Raw genomic sequence first — 21,209 nt, forward strand, 5'->3', positions numbered from 1 at the left:
TCTGAAACATGCCCACGGAGAACACCATGGCCAGCTCAATCATCACTTCTGCCAAATACGGCGCCTACCTGGCCATAGGTCTCTATGTGACCATGGTGCTGGTGGTCAGCATTGCAGCGCAGTCGCAACACACCTTCGAAGCGCCGATTCAGGTCGCATATCCCGCCATCCAGTTTGAACACCGCGCTCAAAACGTGATGATCGATCAGACAGAACTGGCGGGAGTGGCAGGGGCATGAAAGGGGGCAAACTCTGGGTCATCGCCTTTCTGGCATTCATGACCAATGGCGCTTCGCTGCTGGGGTTCGGGCAAGGTTCGGCAGGTTCCGTAGCTCGCTCGATCGAAGCCAATCACAACCTCGCGCGTGACATTGAAACGGCCAAAGCCTTTGGGCTGCAGGCCGGCAATCCACCGATGAAACGCCAGGTCGATTTCTTCGGGCCGTTCCACGTCGATTGCTCGGTGCTGCGGATGTGTGATGTGTTCGCGTAAACCGGAGTTATTTCTGCATCACGGTGGTGAACAACTCTGACTCCAGAAACCGCTGCAACCACGCCTGCAACCGCACGTAAGGCGTTTGTGCAAACCACTCGCGATCGACATGGGCGAATTGCCGTATGAACGGCATCAGGGCCGCATCCGCCAGCGTCGGATGCCCGGCCAGCAAGTAATCGCGTCCATCAAGCAACTCATCCAGCTTGCGCAAGAACACCTCGCCCTCAGCCCGATAAAACGTCATCGGCTGCTCGGGATAACGCTCAGCGTATTTGTAGCGATTGAGGTGCACCTTGAACGCCTGATCGTTCTCCTCGATTAGCGCAGCAGTCAGCACTTGCCCGGCAGGATCATCCTTGAGCAACCAGTCTTGCGGATCGTTCTGCGCCAAGGCCCAGCGCATGATCGCCAGGCTTTCATCGATGACCTGGCCGTCGACACTCAACACCGGCACCGTGCCCTTGGGCGATAGCGCGAGCATCTCGGCCGGTTTGGCCTTGAGGCTGACTTCGATAATGTCCACCGCCACACCCGAGTAGCGCAGGGCCATGCGCGCGCGCATGGCATAAGGGCAGCGGCGGAATGAATACAGCGTATTCATTTCACCTCCAGGGTACTCAGGCCATTGCCTTGGCGCTGGACTTGAATCTGCACCGGAATCCGCTCGTGCATTTCCTGCACGTGGGAAATCACCGCGACCTTGCGGCCCTGCGCCTGCAAGCCGTCGAGGGCGTCCATGGCCAGTTGCAGGGATTCCGGATCGAGGCTGCCGAAACCTTCGTCGATGAACAGCGACTCGATTTTCAACGTGCTGGAAGCCATCGACGCCAAACCGAGCGCCAGGGCCAACGACACCAGGAACGTCTCGCCACCTGACAACGAATGCACCGAACGCAGTTCGTCGCCCATCTCGGTGTCCATCACCAGCAATCCGAGCATGCTGCCGCCGCGTTTCAGGCGGTAGCGCCGCACCAGTTGGCGCAACTGCACGTTGGCGTGATGCACCAGCAAGTCGAGGTTGTAGGCTTGGGCAATCTTGCGGAAGGTGTCGCCAGTGGCCGAGCCGATCAACGCATTCAAACGCGCCCAGCGCTGGTACTCGGCGTAGGCGTCGGCGATTTGTTGCGCCAGGGCCTGATTGGCGTTCTGTCGACGCTGATCCTCGGCCTGTTCCGCGCGCAGTTCGGCGCAGCGGTGTTCGCTCGCGGCGGACAGGTTTTGCAACTCGGTCAGTGCCGTCGCCAATTGCTCGGCATCGAGATTGCCGTTGTGCTGCGCCTGATGTTTGAGCAGGCGCTGGTCGCGCTCCTGTACGCGCACATTGGCTTGTTCGATGGCTTTTTCGCTGTGCTGCAATTGCTGGCGCAGTTCGCTGACCTGCTGGTCGTCGACGCTCAGCAGCGCCTCCAGACCGCCATCATCCAGTTCCGGGTGCAAAGCTCGCCAGTCGGCGATCTTCGCGCTCAGCTCGCGGTCTTCGGTTTCCAGGGCCAGCAGGTGCTCTTGCTTGGCTTTAAGCTCGGCGGCCAGTTCGACCAGGCGCGTGCGCACGGTTTGCAGTTCTTGACTGGCCGTGGCTTCGGCGTTGCGTGCCTGATCGACCGCTTGATCGAGTTGCTGCTGCCAGAGTTCGGCGCTGCTGTGTTCGCCGAGCAGTTGTGCCAGTTGCTGCTGGCACGCGTGTTGTTGCTCGGCGAGGACGCTGAACTGCTGTTGCGCCGCGTCCAGTGCCTCGGCGCGGGCCAGTTGGCGGTCCTGTTCCTTTTCCAGCGTCTGCTGACGTTGTTGCTGTTCGCCGAGTTCATCGCGTTGCTGCTCGAGTTGCTCCAGGCGCTGGGCGATCTGCCGGTCGAGCTGCATGAACGTAGCGGCAGGTTCGTGACGCAAGGCCTCCAGGGTGTCGGCCGGGAGCAGGGTGCTGAAGGCGCTGAGTTCTTCATCCAGACGCTGGCGATCACTGCTCAACTCGCGCTGCTGATTGCTCAGGTATTGGCTCGCTTGCTGACTGGCCGCTTCGGCGCTGCGCAGTTGCTGCGCAAGGCGAGCAGCGTCCTGCTGCAGAGTGAGCAGGGCGGTTTGGCGTTGTTCGTCCTGGGCGATGCTCTGGTTCAGCTGGCTGCTTTGCTGATGCAACCAGGCATCGCGTTTGATCGCGTCCTGCGCCAGCAACTGCGCCGATAATGGATGCGCTTCCAGGCTCGGCGTCAGGCCTTGTTGCTGGGTGGCGAGTTGGTCTTGCTGCTGCAACAGCTCTTTTTGTTGCGCGATCAGGCCGCCGACTTCGGCGCGCAGGTCGGTGAGTTTTTCTTTCAGCAGATCAACCGCTTTTTGCGCGTTGGCCTGCTCGCTTTCATCATGGCGCCCGAGGCTTTGCAGCAACGCTTCGGGTTGATGATAAGGATGCTCAGTGCTGCCGCAGACCGGGCATGGCTGATCATCCTGCAACTGTTCGCGCAGTTCTTCGACGCTGGCGCTGCGGGCCAGACGCTGACGTTCCAGCAGTTCGCGAGTGACGCTCAAAGTCTGTTCGGCGACGACCAGTTCGTTCTTGGTCTTCACGCCGTCCTGTGTCAGACGATCACGTTCCTGCTGAGCCGTGAGCTGGCGCTGCTGAAGTTCTGCGCTGCGCTTGTCGATCTCCTGCTGACTGGCCCACAGTCGCGTCAGCTCTTCGAACGCACGCAATTGTTTGCGGTTGTCCTGCAACAGGTTGCCCAACAGCTGGATCTGTTCCGCCACGGCCTCGGGCTCGGCGCCGGCCTCTTTGTAGAGCACTTCCAGATTCTGTTTTTGCGTGGCCAGTTCTTCGCTGGCGCGGGCGGCACTTTGCTCCAGGGCGGCTAGCTCAGCCTGACCCTTGTTCAAGCGATTGCCGATCAACATCAGCTGTTGCAGGCGATCACGGTAGGCGTTCCACGCATCGCTCAATGGCGCCAGATGCGCGCTTTGCTCAAGCTCCCCGGCAATCCGCTGCAGACGTGCGGCCACTTGCTGTTGTTGCTCCAGCAAGCCTTGAATCGTGGTTTGCCCCCGCGTGCAGGCCTGTTCCGCTTGCTGCTTGAGGTCGGCGCTGACACTGACATCTTTGACCAGACGGGCGAGGGCGCTTTGTGCTTCAAACGCCTGACGCAGCAACGGCGCGCTGGATGTGTGTTGGCGTTGGGCTTCGATCAGTGCTGTCTGCGCAGCGCTCAGGCTCTGTTCGAGTTGCGCCTGACGTGCGTTCAGCTCGCTCTGCTGTTGAGTGTGCTGCTGAATCTGCGCCGCCAGCGGCGTGAGCTGAGCCGTGAGCTCGGTCTTGCGGGCGAACTGGTGCCGTTGCGGGGCCAGTTGTTCCAGTCGCGTCAGCTTCAAGCGTTCGCCAGCGAGGCTTTCCCAATGTTGCCGGGCACCGGTCAACTGCTCGGTGGCGCTCTGTTGCTCATCCTGTAACTGACGCAGCTCCTTGAGCCAGGTGTGCTGCAACTCCAGCTGCTTGAGCTGCGCCTGCTGGGTCTTGAGCTGCTGCTGCGCTTCGTTGAAACGTTCATCGAGCTCGGCCCGCGCTTCGGGAGAAAGCGGCGTCACGCCTGTGGCTTGATCCTGCAACAGCTTGTGCGCTTCACGGGCTTCCTTGGTTTTGTCGAAGGCGCGCCGACCGAGGCGGGTATAGAGCGCGGTGTCGGTGAGCTTTTCCAGCAGTTCGCTACGCTCGTTGTCGTTGGCCTTGAGGAAGGCACTGAACTCGCTCTGGGCCAGCAGCACGGCACGGGTGAACTGTTCGAAGTTGAGGCCCAGCACGGCTTCGAGCTGGGTCTTGAATTCGACTTTCTGGCTGGCCAGCAGCTGATCCTGATCGATGTCGCGCAGACTCTGACGGCTGGCTTGCAGCTTGCCGCCGGCCTTTTCCCGAGCGCGATTGGCTTCCCAGCGCGCGCGGTAGCGGCGGCCGTCGATGCCGACGAAATCCACTTCGGCATAACCTTCACCGGTGCCACGACGCAGTAATGTGCGTGGGTCGCCGGTGCTGATTTCGCCATCGGCGTCCGGCGCTTTGGCAGACACCTGGGCATTGCTCAAGCGTGGCACGGCGCCGAACAGCGCCAGGCACAAGGCGTCGAGCAGCGTACTTTTACCCGCGCCGGTCGGCCCGGTGATCGCGAACAGGCCGGCGCTGGCCAGCGGCTCTGCAGTGAAATCGATTTCAAAAGGCCCGGCCAGCGAGGCCAGGTTTTTCAGGCGGATCGCGAGGATCTTCATGGTTGTTCGCTCTCCGTCTGCACGTCTTGCAACAGCTCGGCAAAGTCCTTCAGCGTTTGCTCATCGACCTCGCTGCCGTAGTTGTCCTGCCAGGCGCGGCTGAACAATTCCTGAGGCGTCAGTTGATCCAGTTCGATCAACGCAGTGCCCTCATCGACACCCTCGCGACTGCCGTTGCCAGCATATTCGGCGGCGATGCGCACCAGACGCACGGCTTTGCCTTGCAGGGCGCTTTCCACTTGATGGCGCAAATCGGGTTGCGGTTCGTCCAGACGCACGCGCACTTCCAGCCACGGTTGGCGCTGGATATCGGCGAGCAAATCGATGTTCGGCAGGTCGGCCAGTTGCAGCAGGATCTCCGCCAATGGCGCCGGCCCAATGCGTTGCAGGTTCACGGCGCGGGGGATCAGCTTCGGTTCGACGCTGACCAGGGTTTCGCCGTCGAGCTTCACGTCGAGAATCTGATGCTGATAACCGATTTCCGAGAACGACAGCGGAATCGGCGAGCCGCTGTAGCGAATCCGCTCTTCACCGTTCACTTTCTGCGGTTTGTGCAAATGCCCGAGGGCGACGTAGCTGATGCTCGGTCCGAACAGGCTGGCGGGCAGGGCCTCGGCGTTGCCGATGATCAGGCTGCGCTCGGAATCTTCCGACACCGAACCGCCCGCCATGTGCGCATGGCTGATAGCAATCAGCGCCTGCCCCGGCTTGCGTTTGGCGTTGGCGGCTTCGATCAGCCATTCATGAACCTGGCCGATACCGCGCAGGTAGTTATCGCCCAAGTGCGCACCCGTCACTTCGGCCGGGCGCAGAAACGGCAGCGCCAGGCACCAGCCGGCAATCTCGCCGCTGGCATCCGGCAACGGCAGCAACAGCCGTTCGGCATCCAGCTGGCCGTCATCCAGCCACAACACCCGACCGAGCGCGTGAGTGCGCAAACGGCGCATCAACGGCGCTGGCAGCTCGATCCGCGAGCCTGAGTCGTGGTTGCCGGCGATGATCACAATGGTCAGCAGCGGCTGCTGCTCGTGAGCGCTGACGATGAATTCGTAGAGGCGTTCCTGGGCTTTGACCGGCGGATTGACCGTGTCAAAGATATCGCCAGCGATCAACAGCGCGTCGGGCTGGTCCAGCTTCAGCTGGCGCAACAGCCACTCAAGGAAACAACCGTGCTCGAAATCGCGGTCCTGGCCGTGCAGGTTCTGCCCAAGGTGCCAGTCGGAGGTGTGAAACAGACGCAAGGCGAACTCCGTAGGAAATAAGGTAATGGCCGCGAGGAAAATGATGGCGGCGAAAAGGGAGAGAGTTTACTGGCAAACCGTCGATTGGGCGCATCAGGGGCGTTATTTTTGCCCTGACTTGAGGTGTGTGGTGATTTTCAGGTCGTCATCGCGGGCAAGCCCGCTCCCACAGGGGAATGCATTCCAAATGTGGGAGCGAGCCTGCTCGCGATGAACGATGACGCGATCTTACTTCGGATATAACGGCGGCAACCCACTGTCACCCACCGGATCATGAACCCGTTCGGCAATCGGGATTGCCTTGATCGCACGCCACAAATCTTCGCCTTGCCAATACTGGCCGGTTTCGCTGTAGAGCGCGCCGTTCAGGCCGTCCAGTGCGTCGGACAGTGGCACGAAGCGGGCGGCCATGTCGGCCAGGGTTTCCGGTTGTTGCCGGGCCCAGGCGTCGAGGGCCTGGCGGGTGGCGTGTGGGTCGTTGGCCTGGCAGGCGCGTTTGAGTTCGTCGAGCACTGTGCGTGGGCTCGGGCCGGCCTGCGCGGCGCGCGATATTGCCGGTTGCCAGCGCGCTCGCCACCAGAGGCCGAAGCCCAGCAGGGTGGTGCAGGCGAGGATCAGGGTGCTGAGTTTCCAGCGCCAAAGGGCTTCGCTGTCGGCCGTGGAGGTGGGTTGGGCGCCGCTGGCCGGGGTGTCGACCACGAGGCTTGGGTTGTTCGCCACTTGCAGGGTTCGGGCGGGCAGGCTGCTGTGTTCCAGGTGGTCTTCGAAGGTGTTCCACCAGACTACTTCCACCGATGGCAGCTCGATGGCGCCACTGCGGCCAGGCACCAGGGCCTCGCGTTCTTCACGGTGACCGACCAAACCGCGTTCGGTGCTTTGGTTGCTCAACACCGGTTGATCCGGGTAGCGGCGCAGGCCGTTGACGTCCGTGGCGGGCAACGGTGGCAATTGCGAACTGGCCAGGCCTTCGGCCTTCAAGGTCAGGCTGCGGGTCAGCGAGTCACCGACCTGCGTGTGGTCCGGTTCCGGGTTCCAGCTTTCGCTCAGTTCCAGGCTGCGTGCCGGTAGCCACGGCATGTCAGCCGGGTACGTAATGGGTTTGGCCTTCACTGTCAGCAGAATCGGCGCAGAGCTGACGCGCATCAATTTTCCGGTTTTTGCCCCTTGGGCCGCAGGGTCCTGGGGGGGCTGGGTGTCCACCAGCGTGGCACTGAACATCTGCGCCGGGATGGTCAACTCACCGCTTTGTTGCGGATAAATCGCATAGCGCATTTCGATCACGCCATGGCGCAGACCGTTGATGGCTTTTTCGTAGGTGCGTGTCTCGCCCAACTGTTCAATGCGCGCGTCTGGAATCTGCAACGGGGTCAGGCTGCTGTCGTCGTACAGCGACACCGAATGGTAGATGCGCAAGGTCAGGATGGCCTGGGCCTGTACGTACACACTGGTCTGGTCGAGGCTGGCGTCGATGAACACCGGCGCCAGTTTATTTGTGGTGTCCTGGGTTTCACTTTCGACCACTTGCACGATGATCGGCTGGCTGTGGGCCTCGCCCAACTGCAACGAAGGAATCGTCACGCTGCCGTTTTCCTTGGGCAGCAAGGTGATGATCCAGCGTGTGGTGGCGCGGTTGTCGCCGTTGAGAGTCGTCAGTTGGTTGACCTGGCGGGTGCCGCGCACTTCGAACTGCGGCTCCAGTGGCGCCAGATCAGGCTTGCCGAACTGCGTCACGTCGTTGGATTCCAGGGTCAGTTCGACCGTCTCGCCGGAGTTCAGGCGACTGCGGTCGACACTGGCGACCAGTTCCACCGCCTGGGCCTGAACGGCACAGAACAGCAGTGCGAGGATGAAAAGGGTGAAGCGGGTCATCGAGTTTTTCCCTGATCCTGATGTTGTTGCTGTTCGTACCAGAATTTGCGTCTTAGCAATTCACCCGGGTCGTCGGGGATTTTACGTAGCCATTGCTCAAGCGCCTGACGCTGTTCGCCATCGATGTTGTCGTTGGCCGGGTGCAGCGGCGGCGTGGTGGTCTGTTCATCCCCCAGTTCACTGCCCGGGACTTCATTGGTGCCCGGTTTTGCTGGTGTGGCGGGCGACTGATTGGCCTCCAAGGCAGCCTGCTGGGCGTCGGTTTGCGGTTCGCCATTGTCCGATGGTTGCGTGGCGGCGCCCGGTGGTGGCTCTTGCGCGGCGGTGTCGGTTTGCTCGCCTGGGTTTTTGTCTGGTTCGACCGGCGTCGGAGTGTTTTTCTGCTTGAGCAGACTTTCCACCAGCGCCTTGTTGGTCTGTGCCGGGCGCAAATCCGGCTGGCGCTCCAACGCTTGATCGTAAGCATCCAGCGCCGCTTCCAGATCGCCGCTTCGGGCCAGGGCGTTGCCACGATTGTAGTGGGCGTGGGCATCGTTGCCTTCGGCGAACCGCTGGGCGGCACCGGCGTAGTCGCCGGCTTCATAGAGCGCCACGCCTTGCCACTGCGGATCTTCAAAATGCTGCGCGGCCTTCGCCGGATGGCCTTGCTTGAGCAGGTGCAAACCGCGTTGATCGGGGCGCAGCCACAGGTCTTGAAAATCGAAGGCATAGCTCGGTTGCGGCAGCGCCAGCATCAGCGGCAGCAGGCAGAACAACCAGCCGCGGCGACCGGCGCAGGCCGCCAGCAGCAATAACGGTAGCAGCAGCCAGAAACCCTGATCGGCCCAGGTGTCGAGGCGCAGGGTCTGGCCGTCGTTGCGCAGGTTGCGTGGACCGTCGAGCAGGCCGAGGCCGCGCAGGTCGGAATCGTCAAGGCGCGCCTGGTGATAACGCCCGCCAAGGTCATTGGCAAAGGCTTTCAGGCTTGGGCTGTCCAGGCGCGGCACCAGAATCGCGCCCTGGTCGTCTTTAAGGAAACTGCCGTCCTCCTGGGCCACCGGCGCCCCTTCAGCGGTGCCGATGCCTAGCATCAGAAACTGCGTCGATTTGCCGTCCAACGCTTGTTGAATGCCCTCGCGTTCCAGCTCGGTCAGGGTTGAACCGATCAGCAGGATCCGGCCTTCGCCCAAATCAGCCTGATGGAGCAGGGACAGGGCCTTGGTCACCGCGAGATCGGCACGATGGCCGGCCACGGGCATCAGCGAAGGCTTGAGCGCGTCCAGCAGGTTGCGGCTGGTGGAGAGGTCGTCCGACAACGGCACCAAGGTGTGGGCGCTGCCGGCATAGACGACAATGGCCGTTTGGGCATCGCTGCGGTTTTGCAGCAGGTCCAGCAGCTTGCGTCGGGCTTGCTCCAATCGATTGGGGGCGACATCGGTGGCGAGCATTTCCGGGGTCAGTTCAAACACGACGACCACCGGGTCGGCGGGTTTCTGGCTGATTTGTTCAACCCGCTGCCAGCTCGGTCCCAACAAAGCCAGAACGGTAAGCACCCAGGCAATGGCCAGGGTGATCCACGGCAATTTGCTGTCGCGACCGCCGCCACCGCTCAGCAACGCGGCGTGAAAGGCCGGTGGCAGAATCATCTGCCAGCGTCCGGCACGTTTCTGTCGATGCCAGAGCTGCCAAATCAACCAGCCCAAGACCGGCAACAACAGCAGCCACCAGGGACGGAACCAGTACGGCCACAGCGCACTCATCGGCGCCTCCGCAGGCGCAGGCGGTTGAGCCGCTGGCGCCAGTCAGGCAATTGCGTTTGCAAAAACAGATCCTTGGTGAACAGTCGCTGCAGCGGGTTATCCGGCCAAAGCTCGCGCACCACCAGCAACATGCTCAGCAGCAACGCCAGCGCCAGGGGCCAGTGATACAACGCTTGAGCCGGGCGGGCCTGGGTCGGTTGCTGGGTCACCGGTTCGAGTTTGTCGAGGGTGTCCTTGATCGCCTGCAGTTCCTTGCCGTCATGGGCGCGGAAATACTGGCCGCCCGTGGCTTGGGCGATGGCCTTCAAGGCCGGCTCGTCGAGGTCCAGGCTCGGGTTGACCCCAAGAAATCCCAACGTACCGCTTTGCTCCGGGTCGGCGCCGATGCCGATCGGGTAGATTTTCACGCCTTCGCTGGCCGCCAGGCGCGCCGCGGTGAGTGGATCGATTTCGCCGCCATTGTTGGCGCCGTCGGTCACCAGGATCAGCACGCGGCTTTGTGCCGGACGCAGGCGCAGACGCTTGAGCGCGAGGCCGATGGCATCGCCGATGGCGGTGTTCTTGCCGGCAATGCCGATACGCGCTTCGTCGAGCCACACGCGCACGGTGTGGCGGTCGAACGTCAGCGGTGCTTGCAGGTATGCCTGACTGCCGAACAGGATCAGGCCGACGCGGTCGCCTTCGCGGCTTTCAAGGAAATCGCCGAGCAAATGCTTCACCAGCGACAGGCGGCTGACGTCTTCGTCCTGCCACTGCATGTCGGGAAAATCCATGGAGCCGGACACGTCCACCGCCACCAGCAAATCACGACCACTGGCCGCGATCGGCAGCGGTTCGCCCAGCCATTGCGGGCGAGCGGCAGCCATCAGCAACAACAGCCACAGCAGGATGAACGGCGCTTGCTGGCGCCATGCCGGCAGGTTGGCCCGGGCGCGGCGACGGGCCAGTCCCTCGAGGTCGTTGAGGAAGCTGACCTTGAGCGCCGGTTCGCCGCTGTCGGCCACCGGCAGCAGGATGCGCATCAGCCAGGGCAGCGGCAACAGGGCAAAGATCCACGGCCAGGTGAACTCAAACATGTTTGCGAATCCAGGTGTCGACGGCTTGTGTCAGGCCGGCGATGGCCTTGTCGTCGAGTTTGCATTCGGGTTTGTAGGCGCCTTCGACCAGCACCATCCAGCGGGTCAGGCCGGCGGCCGGGCAGCGGTTGTCGAGGAACGCCAGCCATTTGCGCCCGTTGAGGGTGTGGCTCTGGCTGTAGGGGTAATGGTTGCGGCACAGGCGCTTGAGCAAGCCATTAAGCTGCTGCAGCCAGGCGCCGGCCGGTGCGCCGTCATAGGGCTTGGGCATCCGCGCCAGTTCGGCCAGCGCAGCGATACGCACCGGATCCAGCGGTTGTTCGGCACGCACGACAGGGCGTTTGTTCGGAATGAAGCGCCGCGCCTTCCACAGTCCGAAACCGATCAGCGGCAGCAACAACAGCAGCAGCCACCAGCCGGGCGCGGGTGGCCAGAAATCGATGGGTGGCGGGGTGATCAGCGGTTGCAATTGATCGAGGCTGCTCATCGACCTTTCCCCGGCTTCTGTGGGTTCAAGTACTCGCGCAGCTGCTCGACCATCTCGCTCTGGGTGCTCAGCGGCATTAGCAACACCCGCAACTTCTGCGCAAGCAATTCCCAGCGGGCAATGCGCGCTTCGGCCTGGGCGCGGTAGGTCTGGCGCAGGTCGAAATTGAGCGTGTCGAGTTCCAGCTGCGCGCCACGCTCGGCAAATCGCAAAAGTCCGGCGGCGGGCAGGGCGTGGTCCAGCGGATCGGACAGCGGCAGCAGCAACAGGTCGCAATGGCGTGACAACAAACTCAGCTGCTGCTCGGAACCTTCGGTCAAGGCGCGTTCATCGCAGATCAAGATCACCAGACTGCCAGGGCGCAGCACTTCCCGTGCGCGGCGCAGGGCCAGGTTGAGCGAATCGCGGTGCTGCTCGGTCTCGGTGTGCAGCGACTGGTTGACCCGCACCAGACGGTTGAGCAACTGCAGCAGGCTCTGTTTGCTGCGCCGGGGTTTGATTTCGTAGTGCTCGTTGTCGCCGAACACCAACCCGCCGACACGGTCGTTATGGCCCAGGGCCGCCCAGCCAATCAAGCTCGCCGCCTGGGCCGCAAGCACCGATTTGAACATCAGTCCGGAGCCGAAAAACAGCCGGCGGCTTTGCTCGACCATGATGAAAATCGGCCGCTCACGTTCTTCGTGGAACAGTTTGGTGTGCGGTTCCTGGGTCCGGGCGGTGACGCGCCAATCGATGGTGCGCACATCGTCGCCGGCCTGATAGACCCGCACCTGATCGAAGTCCACGCCGCGCCCGCGCAGCTTGGAGTGGTGCAGGCCGATCAGCGGGCTGCGCTGGCTCGGCGTGGAAAACAGCTGCACTTCGCGCACGCGATGGCGCATCTCGATCAGTTCGGTGAGGCTGACGCGGATGCCCGGCTCGGGCGGCAGGAGGGCGTTCATCGGGGTCAAGCGACGGCTACGACGTCGAGAATCCGCTGGACCACCCGGTCCTGGTCGATGCCAGCAGCTTCGGCTTCAAAGGAAAGAATGATGCGATGGCGCAGCACGTCGAACAACACGGCCTGGATGTCTTCCGGGCTGACGAAGTCGCGACCGGCCAGCCAGGCGTGAGCCCGGGCGCAGCGGTCGAGGGCGATCGAGCCGCGTGGACTGGCGCCGTAGGCGATCCACTCGGCCATTTCCGGGTCGAACTTGCCGGGCGTGCGCGTGGCCATGACCAGTTGCACCAGGTATTCCTCCACGGCGTCGGCCATGTACAGGCCAAGGATTTCCTTGCGGGCGGCGAAGATCGCCTGCTGGCTGACCCGGCGTTCGGGTTTGGTTTCGCCGTTCAGCGCTTCGCCACGGGCCTGTTGCAGGATCCGGCGTTCGACGGCAGCGTCCGGGAAACCGATTTTCACGTGCATCAGGAAGCGGTCGAGCTGGGCTTCGGGCAGCGGGTAGGTGCCTTCCTGCTCAATCGGGTTTTGCGTGGCCATGACCAGAAACAGCGGCGACAGCTCATAAGTGCTGCGCCCGACACTGACCTGACGCTCGGCCATGGCCTCCAGCAGCGCCGATTGCACCTTGGCCGGGGCACGGTTGATTTCGTCCGCCAGCACCAGGTTGTGAAAGATCGGGCCTTGCTGGAACACGAAACTTCCGGTTTCCGGGCGATAGATTTCCGTACCGGTGATGTCGGCCGGCAGCAGGTCAGGGGTGAACTGGATGCGGTGGAACTGGGCTTCGATGCCTTCGGCGAGTTCTTTGATGGCCTTGGTCTTGGCCAGGCCAGGGGCGCCTTCGACCAGCATGTGGCCGTCGGCAAGCAGGGCGATGAGCAAGCGCTCGATGAGTTTTTCCTGGCCGAGAATCTGCGTTGAAAGAAAGGTTCGCAGCGCTAGCAGCGCTTCACGATGTTCCATCGATGACTGTTCCTGGAAAGGGTGACCGAAGACGTTCGAATAACGCCAGGGCTGGGGGCGTTACTTTAATCCATCGCGGGGGGCGGCGACTAACGGCATTTTGTGCAAAGTGCGGGAATTGATTGGAGAAAGTGTTGGAGATTTGTGAGGTTCGAAGGTAGGCGGTGTGCTTTCGGGCCTCATCGCGAGCAAGCCCGCTCCCACAGGAGACCGAGTTGTTTCATGAAAATGCGATCAAATGTGGGAGCGAGCTTGCTCGCGATGGGGCCAGTTCAGACACTCAAGAATCCAAGGCTTAGAGCTCGCTTATATAAGTGCCGATGCCATCAAGAATATTCTGCAAGGTCTCTTCCACTTCCGGCAGGTCGCTGGCATCGGTGTTGTGGATGATTTCCAGGGAATCTTCGCCGTTGAGCGCATCGGCGTCGGCTGCTGCGATTTCGATCAGCAGGCGGGTAGGACTGAGGGTGACTTTCACGCCATCCAGCGTTGAAGGCGTGTCCTGGAAGATGATTTCCAGCTCCTCCTCATCGGGGAAGCGGCTCATCAGGAACATCTCGCCATCATCGCTGGTGCAGCAGAGCATGGCCAGGTTGTCTTCTTCGTCATCGCACGGGTTGACGATCAACTGTTCGGTGGTGATTTGCATGGGGAATTCCTGGCTCGGCGAGCGTTATGAACGCAATAAAACCCGATTCTGCCAGCCTGGGGGAATTTCTGCTCGTCTGAGTGTCAGAGGAAGTGTCGTGAACACTTGAAGTGTTGCTGGTCATTTCGAGTACGGAGGTGCTGTAAAAACGGGCATAAAACCCCCGTTTTCTTGCGCGACTGCTAGTGTTGTTCGAGGCGCATGCCGAGAGCTGCGTACCGATGACCGAATATGTCGCAGCACCGCAAGCACAGGCCTTGCCGCACTCGTTAAGCTGCGCATCGAATGGATACCTGTAAAGACATTGTGCAATTGATCGCAGAGTCGTTTTTGCAGATGCCCATTCTTGGAAGGTGAATGTGACCTGAGTGTCTCGTCCAGCTTCATCCACCTGTCACCCTGTTTCCTCTGCCCGAGAATCAGGAACAGGGTGACGGATCGCCCCGAAAGGGGTTTTGCACGCGACGCTTCCATCAATAACAAGCCCAAGCGGAGTACCACAGATGGCGTTCTTCACCGCAGCCAGCAAAGCCGACTTCCAGCACCAACTGCAAGCGGCACTGGCGCAGCACATCAGTGAACAGGCACTGCCACAAGTGGCGCTGTTCGCTGAACAATTCTTCGGCATCATTTCCCTGGACGAGCTGACCCAGCGTCGGTTGTCCGACCTCGCCGGCTGCACCCTTTCTGCGTGGCGCCTGCTTGAGCGCTTCGATCACGCGCAACCACAAGTGCGCGTCTACAACCCTGATTACGAGCGCCACGGCTGGCAGTCGACCCACACCGCGGTCGAAGTGCTGCACCACGACCTGCCATTCCTGGTGGACTCGGTGCGCACCGAGCTGAATCGCCGCGGCTACAGCATCCATACCTTGCAAACCACGGTGCTGAGCGTGCGTCGCGGCAGCAAGGGCGAGTTGCTGGAAATCCTGCCAAAAGGCACCCAGGGCGAAGGGATCCTGCAAGAATCCCTGATGTACCTGGAAATCGACCGTTGTGCCAACACGGCCGAAATGAATGTCCTGAGCAAGGAACTGGAACAGGTTCTCGGCGAAGTCCGCGTCGCGGTCGCCGATTTCGAGCCGATGAAAGACAAGGTCCAGGAAATCCTGACCGGCCTGGACAACAGCAAATTCGCGGTCGATCCGCAAGAAAAAGCCGAGATCAAGAGCTTCCTGGAATGGCTGGTGGGCAACCACTTCACCTTCCTCGGCTATGAAGAATTCGTGGTTCGCGACGAAGCCGACGGCGGCCACATCGTCTATGACCAGGATTCGTTCCTCGGCCTGACCAAGCTGCTGCGCACCGGCCTGACCTACGATGACCTGCGCATCGAAGACTACGCCGTGAACTACCTGCGCGAACCGACCCTGCTGTCGTTCGCCAAGGCCGCGCATCCGAGCCGTGTGCACCGTCCGGCTTACCCGGACTACGTATCGATCCGTGAAATCGATGCCGACGGCAACGTCATCAAGGAATGCCGTTTCATGGGCCTGTACACCTCCTCGGTGTATGGCGAGAGCGTGCGGGTCATCCCGTACATCCGCCGCAAGGTCGAAGAAATCGAGCGCCGCTCCGGCTTCCAGCCCAAGGCTCACCTGGGCAAGGAACTGGCGCAAGTGGTCGAAGTGCTGCCGCGTGATGACCTGTTCCAGACTCCGGTCGACGAGCTGTTCAGCACCGTGATGTCGATCGTGCAGATCCAGGAGCGCAACAAGATCCGCGTGTTCCTGCGCAAAGACCCGTACGGCCGCTTCTGCTACTGCCTGGCCTACGTGCCACGCGACATCTACTCCACCGAAGTGCGTCAGAAGATCCAGCAAGTGCTGATGGATCGCCTGAAAGCCTCGGACTGCGAGTTCTGGACCTTCTTCTCCGAGTCCGTGCTGGCGCGCGTGCAGCTGATTCTGCGCGTCGATCCGAAGAACCGCCTGGACATCGACCCGGTTCTGCTGGAAAAAGAAGTGGTGCAAGCCTGCCGCAGCTGGCAGGACGACTACGCGAGCCTGGTTGTCGAGAGCTTCGGCGAAGCCCACGGCACCAATGTGCTGGCAGACTTCCCGAAAGGCTTCCCGGCCGGTTACCGCGAGCGTTTCGCTGCCCACTCGGCTGTGGTCGACATGCAGCACCTGCTGAGCCTGAGCGAAAAAAATCCACTGGTCATGAGTTTCTATCAGCCACTGGGTCAGGTCTCGGGCCAACGCGAACTGCATTGCAAGCTGTATCACGCCGATACCCCGCTGGCATTGTCCGACGTGTTGCCGATCCTGGAAAACCTCGGTCTGCGCGTTCTGGGTGAATTCCCGTACCGCCTGCGCCACAACAACGGCCGCGAGTTCTGGATTCACGATTTCGCGTTTACCGCTGCCGAAGGCCTGGAACTCGACATCCAGCAACTCAACGACACCTTGCAGGACGCTTTCGTCCACATCGTGCGTGGCGATGCCGAGAACGATGCATTCAACCGTCTGGTACTGACCGCTGGCCTGCCATGGCGCGACGTGGCGTTGCTGCGTGCTTATGCGCGTTACATGAAGCAGATCCGCCTGGGCTTCGACCTGGGTTATATCGCCAGCACGCTGAACAACCACACCGACATCGCTCGTGAGCTGACCCGGTTGTTCAAAACCCGTTTCTACCTGGCGCGCAAGCTGACCAGCGACGATCTGGAAGACAAGCAGCAACGTCTGGAACACGCGATTCTGACGGCACTGGACGATGTTCAGGTGTTGAACGAAGACCGCATCCTGCGTCGCTACCTGGACCTGATCAAGGCGACCCTGCGCACCAACTTCTACCAGACCGACTCCCACGGTCAGAACAAGTCCTACTTCAGCTTCAAGTTCAACCCGCACCAGATCCCTGAGCTGCCGAAGCCAGTACCGAAGTTTGAAATCTTCGTTTACTCGCCTCGCGTCGAAGGCGTGCACCTGCGCTTCGGCAACGTTGCTCGCGGTGGTCTGCGCTGGTCCGATCGTGAAGAAGACTTCCGTACCGAAGTCCTGGGCCTGGTAAAAGCCCAGCAAGTGAAGAACTCGGTCATCGTGCCCGTCGGCGCGAAGGGCGGCTTCCTGCCGCGTCGCCTGCCACTGGGCGGCAGCCGTGACGAGATCGCGGCCGAGGGCATCGCCTGCTACCGCATCTTCATTTCGGGCCTGTTGGACATCACCGACAACCTGAAAGACGGCGCACTGGTGCCGCCGGCCAACGTCGTGCGTCATGACGACGATGACCCGTACCTGGTGGTGGCGGCGGACAAGGGCACTGCAACCTTCTCCGACATCGCCAACGGCATCGCCATCGACTACGGCTTCTGGCTGGGTGACGCGTTCGCGTCCGGTGGTTCGGCCGGTTACGACCACAAGAAGATGGGCATCACCGCCAAGGGCGCGTGGGTCGGCGTTCAGCGCCACTTCCGTGAACGCGGCATCAATGTCCAGAAAGACAGCATCACGGTAGTTGGCGTCGGCGACATGGCCGGTGACGTGTTCGGTAACGGTTTGTTGATGTCCGACAAGCTGCAACTGGTCGCAGCCTTCAACCACCTGCACATCTTCATCGACCCGAACCCGGAGCCTGCCAACAGCTTCGCCGAGCGTCAGCGCCTGTTCGACCTGCCGCGTTCGGCCTGGTCGGATTACGACACCAGCATCATGTCCGAAGGCGGCGGGATCTTCTCCCGTAGCGCGAAAAGCATCGCGATTTCCCCGCAGATGAAAGAGCGTTTCGACATTCAGGCCGACAAGCTGACCCCGACCGAACTGCTGAACGCCTTGCTCAAGGCGCCAGTGGACCTGTTGTGGAACGGCGGTATCGGCACTTACGTCAAGGCCAGCACCGAAAGCCACGCCGATGTCGGCGACAAGGCCAACGATGCGCTGCGCGTGAACGGCAACGAACTGCGCTGCAAAGTCGTGGGCGAGGGCGGTAACCTCGGTATGACCCAACTGGGTCGTGTCGAATTCGGCCTCAATGGCGGCGGTTCCAACACCGACTTCATCGACAACGCCGGTGGCGTGGACTGCTCCGACCACGAAGTGAACATCAAGATCCTGCTGAACGAAGTGGTTCACGCCGGCGACATGACCGACAAGCAACGTAACCAGTTGCTGGCGAGCATGACCGACGAAGTGGGCAACCTGGTGCTCGGCAACAACTACAAGCAGACCCAGGCGCTGTCGCTGGCTGCCCGTCGTGCCTTGCCGCGTATTGCCGAATACAAGCGTCTGATGAACGACCTGGAAGGCCGCGGCAAGCTGGATCGTGCGATCGAGTTCCTGCCGGCCGAAGACGCGATCAACGAGCGCGTTGCAGCAGGCCACGGTCTGACCCGTGCCGAGCTGTCGGTGTTGATCTCCTACAGCAAGATCGACCTCAAGGAGCAGTTGCTCAACTCCCAGGTGCCGGACGACCACTACCTGACGCGCGACATGGAAACCGCTTTCCCACCGAGCCTGGTGAGCAAGTTCTCCGACGCCATGCGCCGTCACCGTCTGAAGCGTGAAATCGTCAGCACCCAGATCGCCAACGATCTGGTGAACCACATGGGCATCACCTTCGTTCAACGACTCAAAGAGTCGACCGGCATGAGCCCGGCGAACGTGGCCGGTGCCTACGTGATCGTGCGTGACATCTTCCACCTCCCGCACTGGTTCCGTCAGATTGAAGCCCTGGATTATCAGGTTTCGGCCGACGTGCAACTGGAGCTGATGGACGAGCTGATGCGCTTGGGCCGCCGTGCTACGCGCTGGTTCCTGCGTGCCCGTCGCAACGAGCAGAACGCTGCCCGTGACGTTGCGCACTTCGGTCCGCATCTGAAGGAGTTGGGTCTCAAGCTCGACGAACTGCTGAGTGGCGAGATCCACGAAAACTGGCAGGCTCGTTATGAGGCGTACGTCGAAGCCGGTGTGCCGGAGTTGCTCGCACGCATGGTGGCTGGCACTTCGCACCTGTACACCTTGCTGCCGATCATCGAGGCCTCCGACGTGACTGGCCAGAACCCTGCAGACGTGGCGAAGGCTTACTTCGCCGTGGGCAGCGCGCTGGACATCACCTGGTACCTGCAACAGATCAGTGCACTGCCGGTTGAAAACAACTGGCAAGCCCTGGCCCGTGAAGCGTTCCGCGATGACGTCGACTGGCAACAACGTGCGATCACCATCTCCGTCCTGCAACAGGGCGACGGCACTCACGACGTGGAAACCCGTCTGGCGCTGTGGATGGAAGAGCACGAAGGCATGATCGAACGCTGGCGTGCCATGCTGGTGGAAATCCGTGCCGCCAGCGGCACTGACTACGCCATGTACGCGGTCGCCAACCGTGAGCTGCTGGACCTGGCGTTGAGCGGGCAAGCAGTGGTGACAGCCGCCGCGGCTGTCAGCGCTGAAGAGCTGGAGCCTGCGGCCTGATATCAGCCGCTGAATGAAAAAGCCCCGCATTGAGAGATGCGGGGCTTTTTTTATCTCGCGGTTTTGTGTTGCCCGGTCAGGCCCTATCGCGAGCAAGCTCGCTCCCACAGGGGGGCGCTGTCAACTGTGGGAGCGGGCTTGCCCGCGATAGGGTCATTAGCCTTAATACAACTTCCGGCCCATTGTGTTATCAATCATCGACACTTTATCTGTCGGGCTGGTCAATAAATTATTGAGCGACTGGTCAAACTTTTGCAGCGCGCGAACTTGCACATTCTGTTGTTCATTAATGTCCGCGACGATCTCTTCGCTGCGTTTGAAGTCCGCCCATACAGGACTCAATTCTTTAGCGTCATGCCCCTGTGCAGTACCGATGTAATTAAAGTGGGCATCATAAAAGTCCGCACTGACATCAGCCTGAATGTCCGAACTGCGCGAGGTAATCAACTGACTGCGGCTGTCGATAATCGCCACCACATCGGGTTTCGCCGCTTTAAGACTTTGCAGGTCCGGGTACACCGTGACCGAACCGAACTGACGCTGCAGGGAGGCCTTGACCCAGTCCACGGCGAGATCGGGCCTGGAGGTGGCAACGTAGGCATCGTGAATCGACTGCACCAGCAGGCTCTGGCCGAAACCGGTGCCGGCATTGGCCTGGTAGTCCTGAAGGTAGGCCCGGTTGACCTGGGTATTGCGGCTGTAGATAACGCCCAGCGAAACATGGCTGCCATTGGTGATGCGCGTGGCATTGCTGCGACCGACCGGTGGCATCGAGAGGCCGTCCAGCGAAGACACTGCCGTGGGTGCGGTGGGGATCGAGCAGCCCGTTAATACAACCGTCATCGTTAAGGTACTGACAAGCGCAAGTTTCATGGTGTTTCTCCAGTGAAACAACTTGGGTTTAAGCATCTTAGTTGCCGGAGATAATCTCGGTGATTCCAGACTAAACCTGTCGCGACTGATTGAAATAGCCAGCACTCAACTTGTTGGTTGGTCCCTAGTTTTATTTGGTTTAAAAGTTTTCAGTTAATGCCGCGGGGAAATAAAAAGGCCCGAACATCCAGTTCGGGCCCGTTTATTTATGGCTGCGCGTTCAGCCATCAGTTTTCCAAAGGGATTAACACTTTTTCGTCCGGGGACAGCACCATGAACACCAGCAACTTCGCAGGTTTGGTCTTGCTGGCATTTTTCGAGACCAGATGCTCCGAGCCTGCCGGTTCGTACCAGAACTCACCGGCCTTGTAGGTGATTGCCTTTTCACCCTTCACTTGCGAGGTGATCGATCCCGAAAGCACGTAGGCCATGGCGGTGCCTTCATGCTTGTGGGCGATAGAGGATTGTCCCGGCTTGTAATCGACTTCGATCATCAATGCCTTTTTCCCAGGCACGTTTTGCAGCATTTGGTCCTGCAGGACCGTGACCTTTTCCGAAGGATCGTGGGCAAAGGCCGAGGCTGATACGGTCAGGGCGAGGGCGGCGAGCGGGGCAGCAAGGAAACGCAACGCTTTCATGGTTCTTTACCTGCGGTGGTTATCGTCAGGACCCACGATAGTCCCCGGGTCGGGGCAATCAAACAGCCAATATTGGGGAAGGTGAGGGGACCAATCCATCAATGCATTCGCGATAGCAAATGCCAGGCAGCACAAGGCTGCGTTCGGTATGAACGCAGCCTTGCATTGTTCGGCAGTTGCTACGGAAAGGTTAGCGAATCGGAAAGCTGTTGAAGTCGACGGAGTTGGCCAGCTGGCTGTCGATCAGGCCAATGAAGCCTTGTACTTCAGGGCAGTTGAAATGCATCTGCATGGCCGCTTCCGATTGCCAGCGGGCGCTGACGTTCCAGCGGTTGCTGTCCTCGGGGCAGCGGTCGACCATATAGGATTCACAGCCCGGTTGCTGACGCAGGGTTTCGACAATCTTTTGCAGTTGCTTACCCAGTTCTTCCGAGCGGCCGGCGGCGGCCTTCACCTTTACGGTATTGATCACTTCGTTGGACATTGCTCACACTCCTGAATCAGGCCGGACGAATCCTGCTCATTGAGGGATAACGCCTATGCAGGATAGGCCTGCACCTGGGGACCGCCAATAGCCAATCGCCGGAT

The 21,209-nt window shown here is 60.9% G+C and carries 16 protein-coding genes; 3 read left to right on the plus strand and 13 right to left on the minus strand.

Going from position 1 to position 21,209, the window contains the following annotated elements:
• Positions 1–26 precede the first annotated feature (26 nt).
• The gene (locus K5K95_RS23620) at positions 27–239 is read left to right on the plus strand and encodes a hypothetical protein (protein WP_222586362.1); all 213 of its coding nucleotides are present in this window, start codon (positions 27–29) and stop codon (positions 237–239) included.
• Entirely contained in the window at positions 236–493 is a 258-nt protein-coding gene (locus tag K5K95_RS23625) for a hypothetical protein (RefSeq protein ID WP_222586363.1), read from the plus strand. Before K5K95_RS23620 ends, K5K95_RS23625 begins: the two co-directional genes overlap by 4 nt.
• 7 nt (positions 494–500) lie before the next feature.
• On the opposite strand, the gene K5K95_RS23630 is transcribed toward K5K95_RS23625, so the two are convergent.
• The 10 genes from K5K95_RS23630 to K5K95_RS23675 all read right to left on the minus strand — a co-directional run bounded on the left by K5K95_RS23630 (position 501) and on the right by K5K95_RS23675 (position 13,702).
• Positions 501–1,097, minus strand: a complete 597-nt coding sequence (locus K5K95_RS23630) for a glutathione S-transferase (protein ID WP_222586364.1) — start codon at positions 1,095–1,097, stop codon at positions 501–503.
• A complete protein-coding gene (locus tag K5K95_RS23635) occupies positions 1,094–4,735 on the minus strand; it encodes an SbcC/MukB-like Walker B domain-containing protein (RefSeq protein ID WP_222586365.1) in 3,642 nt (1,213 codons plus the stop codon). Before K5K95_RS23635 ends, K5K95_RS23630 begins: the two co-directional genes overlap by 4 nt.
• Complete coding sequence (locus K5K95_RS23640) at positions 4,732–5,976, minus strand: exonuclease SbcCD subunit D C-terminal domain-containing protein (RefSeq protein ID WP_222586366.1); 1,245 nt, start codon at positions 5,974–5,976, stop codon at positions 4,732–4,734. The genes K5K95_RS23635 and K5K95_RS23640 overlap by 4 nt, the downstream gene beginning before the upstream one ends.
• Positions 5,977–6,204: 228 nt before the next feature.
• Entirely contained in the window at positions 6,205–7,845 is a 1,641-nt protein-coding gene (locus tag K5K95_RS23645) for a BatD family protein (protein ID WP_222586367.1), read from the minus strand.
• Entirely contained in the window at positions 7,842–9,584 is a 1,743-nt protein-coding gene (locus tag K5K95_RS23650) for a tetratricopeptide repeat protein (protein WP_222586368.1), read from the minus strand. The genes K5K95_RS23645 and K5K95_RS23650 overlap by 4 nt, the downstream gene beginning before the upstream one ends.
• Positions 9,581–10,660 (minus strand): vWA domain-containing protein, encoded by a 1,080-nt coding sequence (locus tag K5K95_RS23655; protein WP_222586369.1) that lies wholly within the window; start codon positions 10,658–10,660, stop codon positions 9,581–9,583. The genes K5K95_RS23650 and K5K95_RS23655 overlap by 4 nt, the downstream gene beginning before the upstream one ends.
• Entirely contained in the window at positions 10,653–11,147 is a 495-nt protein-coding gene (locus tag K5K95_RS23660) for a DUF4381 domain-containing protein (protein ID WP_090183285.1), read from the minus strand. The genes K5K95_RS23655 and K5K95_RS23660 overlap by 8 nt, the downstream gene beginning before the upstream one ends.
• Positions 11,144–12,088 (minus strand): DUF58 domain-containing protein, encoded by a 945-nt coding sequence (locus K5K95_RS23665; RefSeq protein WP_222586370.1) that lies wholly within the window; start codon positions 12,086–12,088, stop codon positions 11,144–11,146. The genes K5K95_RS23660 and K5K95_RS23665 overlap by 4 nt, the downstream gene beginning before the upstream one ends.
• A gap of 5 nt (positions 12,089–12,093) precedes the next feature.
• On the minus strand, positions 12,094–13,053 hold the full coding sequence (locus K5K95_RS23670) for an AAA family ATPase (RefSeq protein WP_020800601.1): 960 nt from the start codon (positions 13,051–13,053) through the stop codon (positions 12,094–12,096).
• Between the two features lie 295 nt (positions 13,054–13,348).
• Positions 13,349–13,702: a hypothetical protein gene (locus tag K5K95_RS23675; RefSeq protein ID WP_208668626.1), complete on the minus strand. Its 354-nt coding sequence runs from the start codon at positions 13,700–13,702 to the stop codon at positions 13,349–13,351.
• 503 nt (positions 13,703–14,205) lie between these two features.
• On the opposite strand from K5K95_RS23675, the gene K5K95_RS23680 reads away from it, so the two are divergent.
• Positions 14,206–19,110 carry an NAD-glutamate dehydrogenase gene (locus K5K95_RS23680; protein WP_222586371.1) on the plus strand — a complete coding sequence of 1,635 codons (4,905 nt, stop codon included), beginning with the start codon at positions 14,206–14,208 and terminating at the stop codon, positions 19,108–19,110.
• A gap of 162 nt (positions 19,111–19,272) precedes the next feature.
• Here the strand turns inward: K5K95_RS23680 and K5K95_RS23685 are convergent, their stop codons facing one another.
• From K5K95_RS23685 to K5K95_RS23695, 3 genes are all read right to left on the minus strand, one after another.
• Complete coding sequence (locus tag K5K95_RS23685; protein ID WP_222586372.1) at positions 19,273–19,983, minus strand: ATPase; 711 nt, start codon at positions 19,981–19,983, stop codon at positions 19,273–19,275.
• Between the two features lie 227 nt (positions 19,984–20,210).
• A complete protein-coding gene (locus K5K95_RS23690; protein WP_222586373.1) occupies positions 20,211–20,621 on the minus strand; it encodes a cupin domain-containing protein in 411 nt (136 codons plus the stop codon).
• A gap of 190 nt (positions 20,622–20,811) precedes the next feature.
• Positions 20,812–21,105, minus strand: a complete 294-nt coding sequence (locus K5K95_RS23695) for a putative quinol monooxygenase (protein WP_222586374.1) — start codon at positions 21,103–21,105, stop codon at positions 20,812–20,814.
• Positions 21,106–21,209 lie beyond the last annotated feature (104 nt).

Source organism: Pseudomonas sp. DR48 (genome assembly GCF_019823085.1).
Taxonomy (GTDB): Bacteria; Pseudomonadota; Gammaproteobacteria; order Pseudomonadales; family Pseudomonadaceae; genus Aquipseudomonas.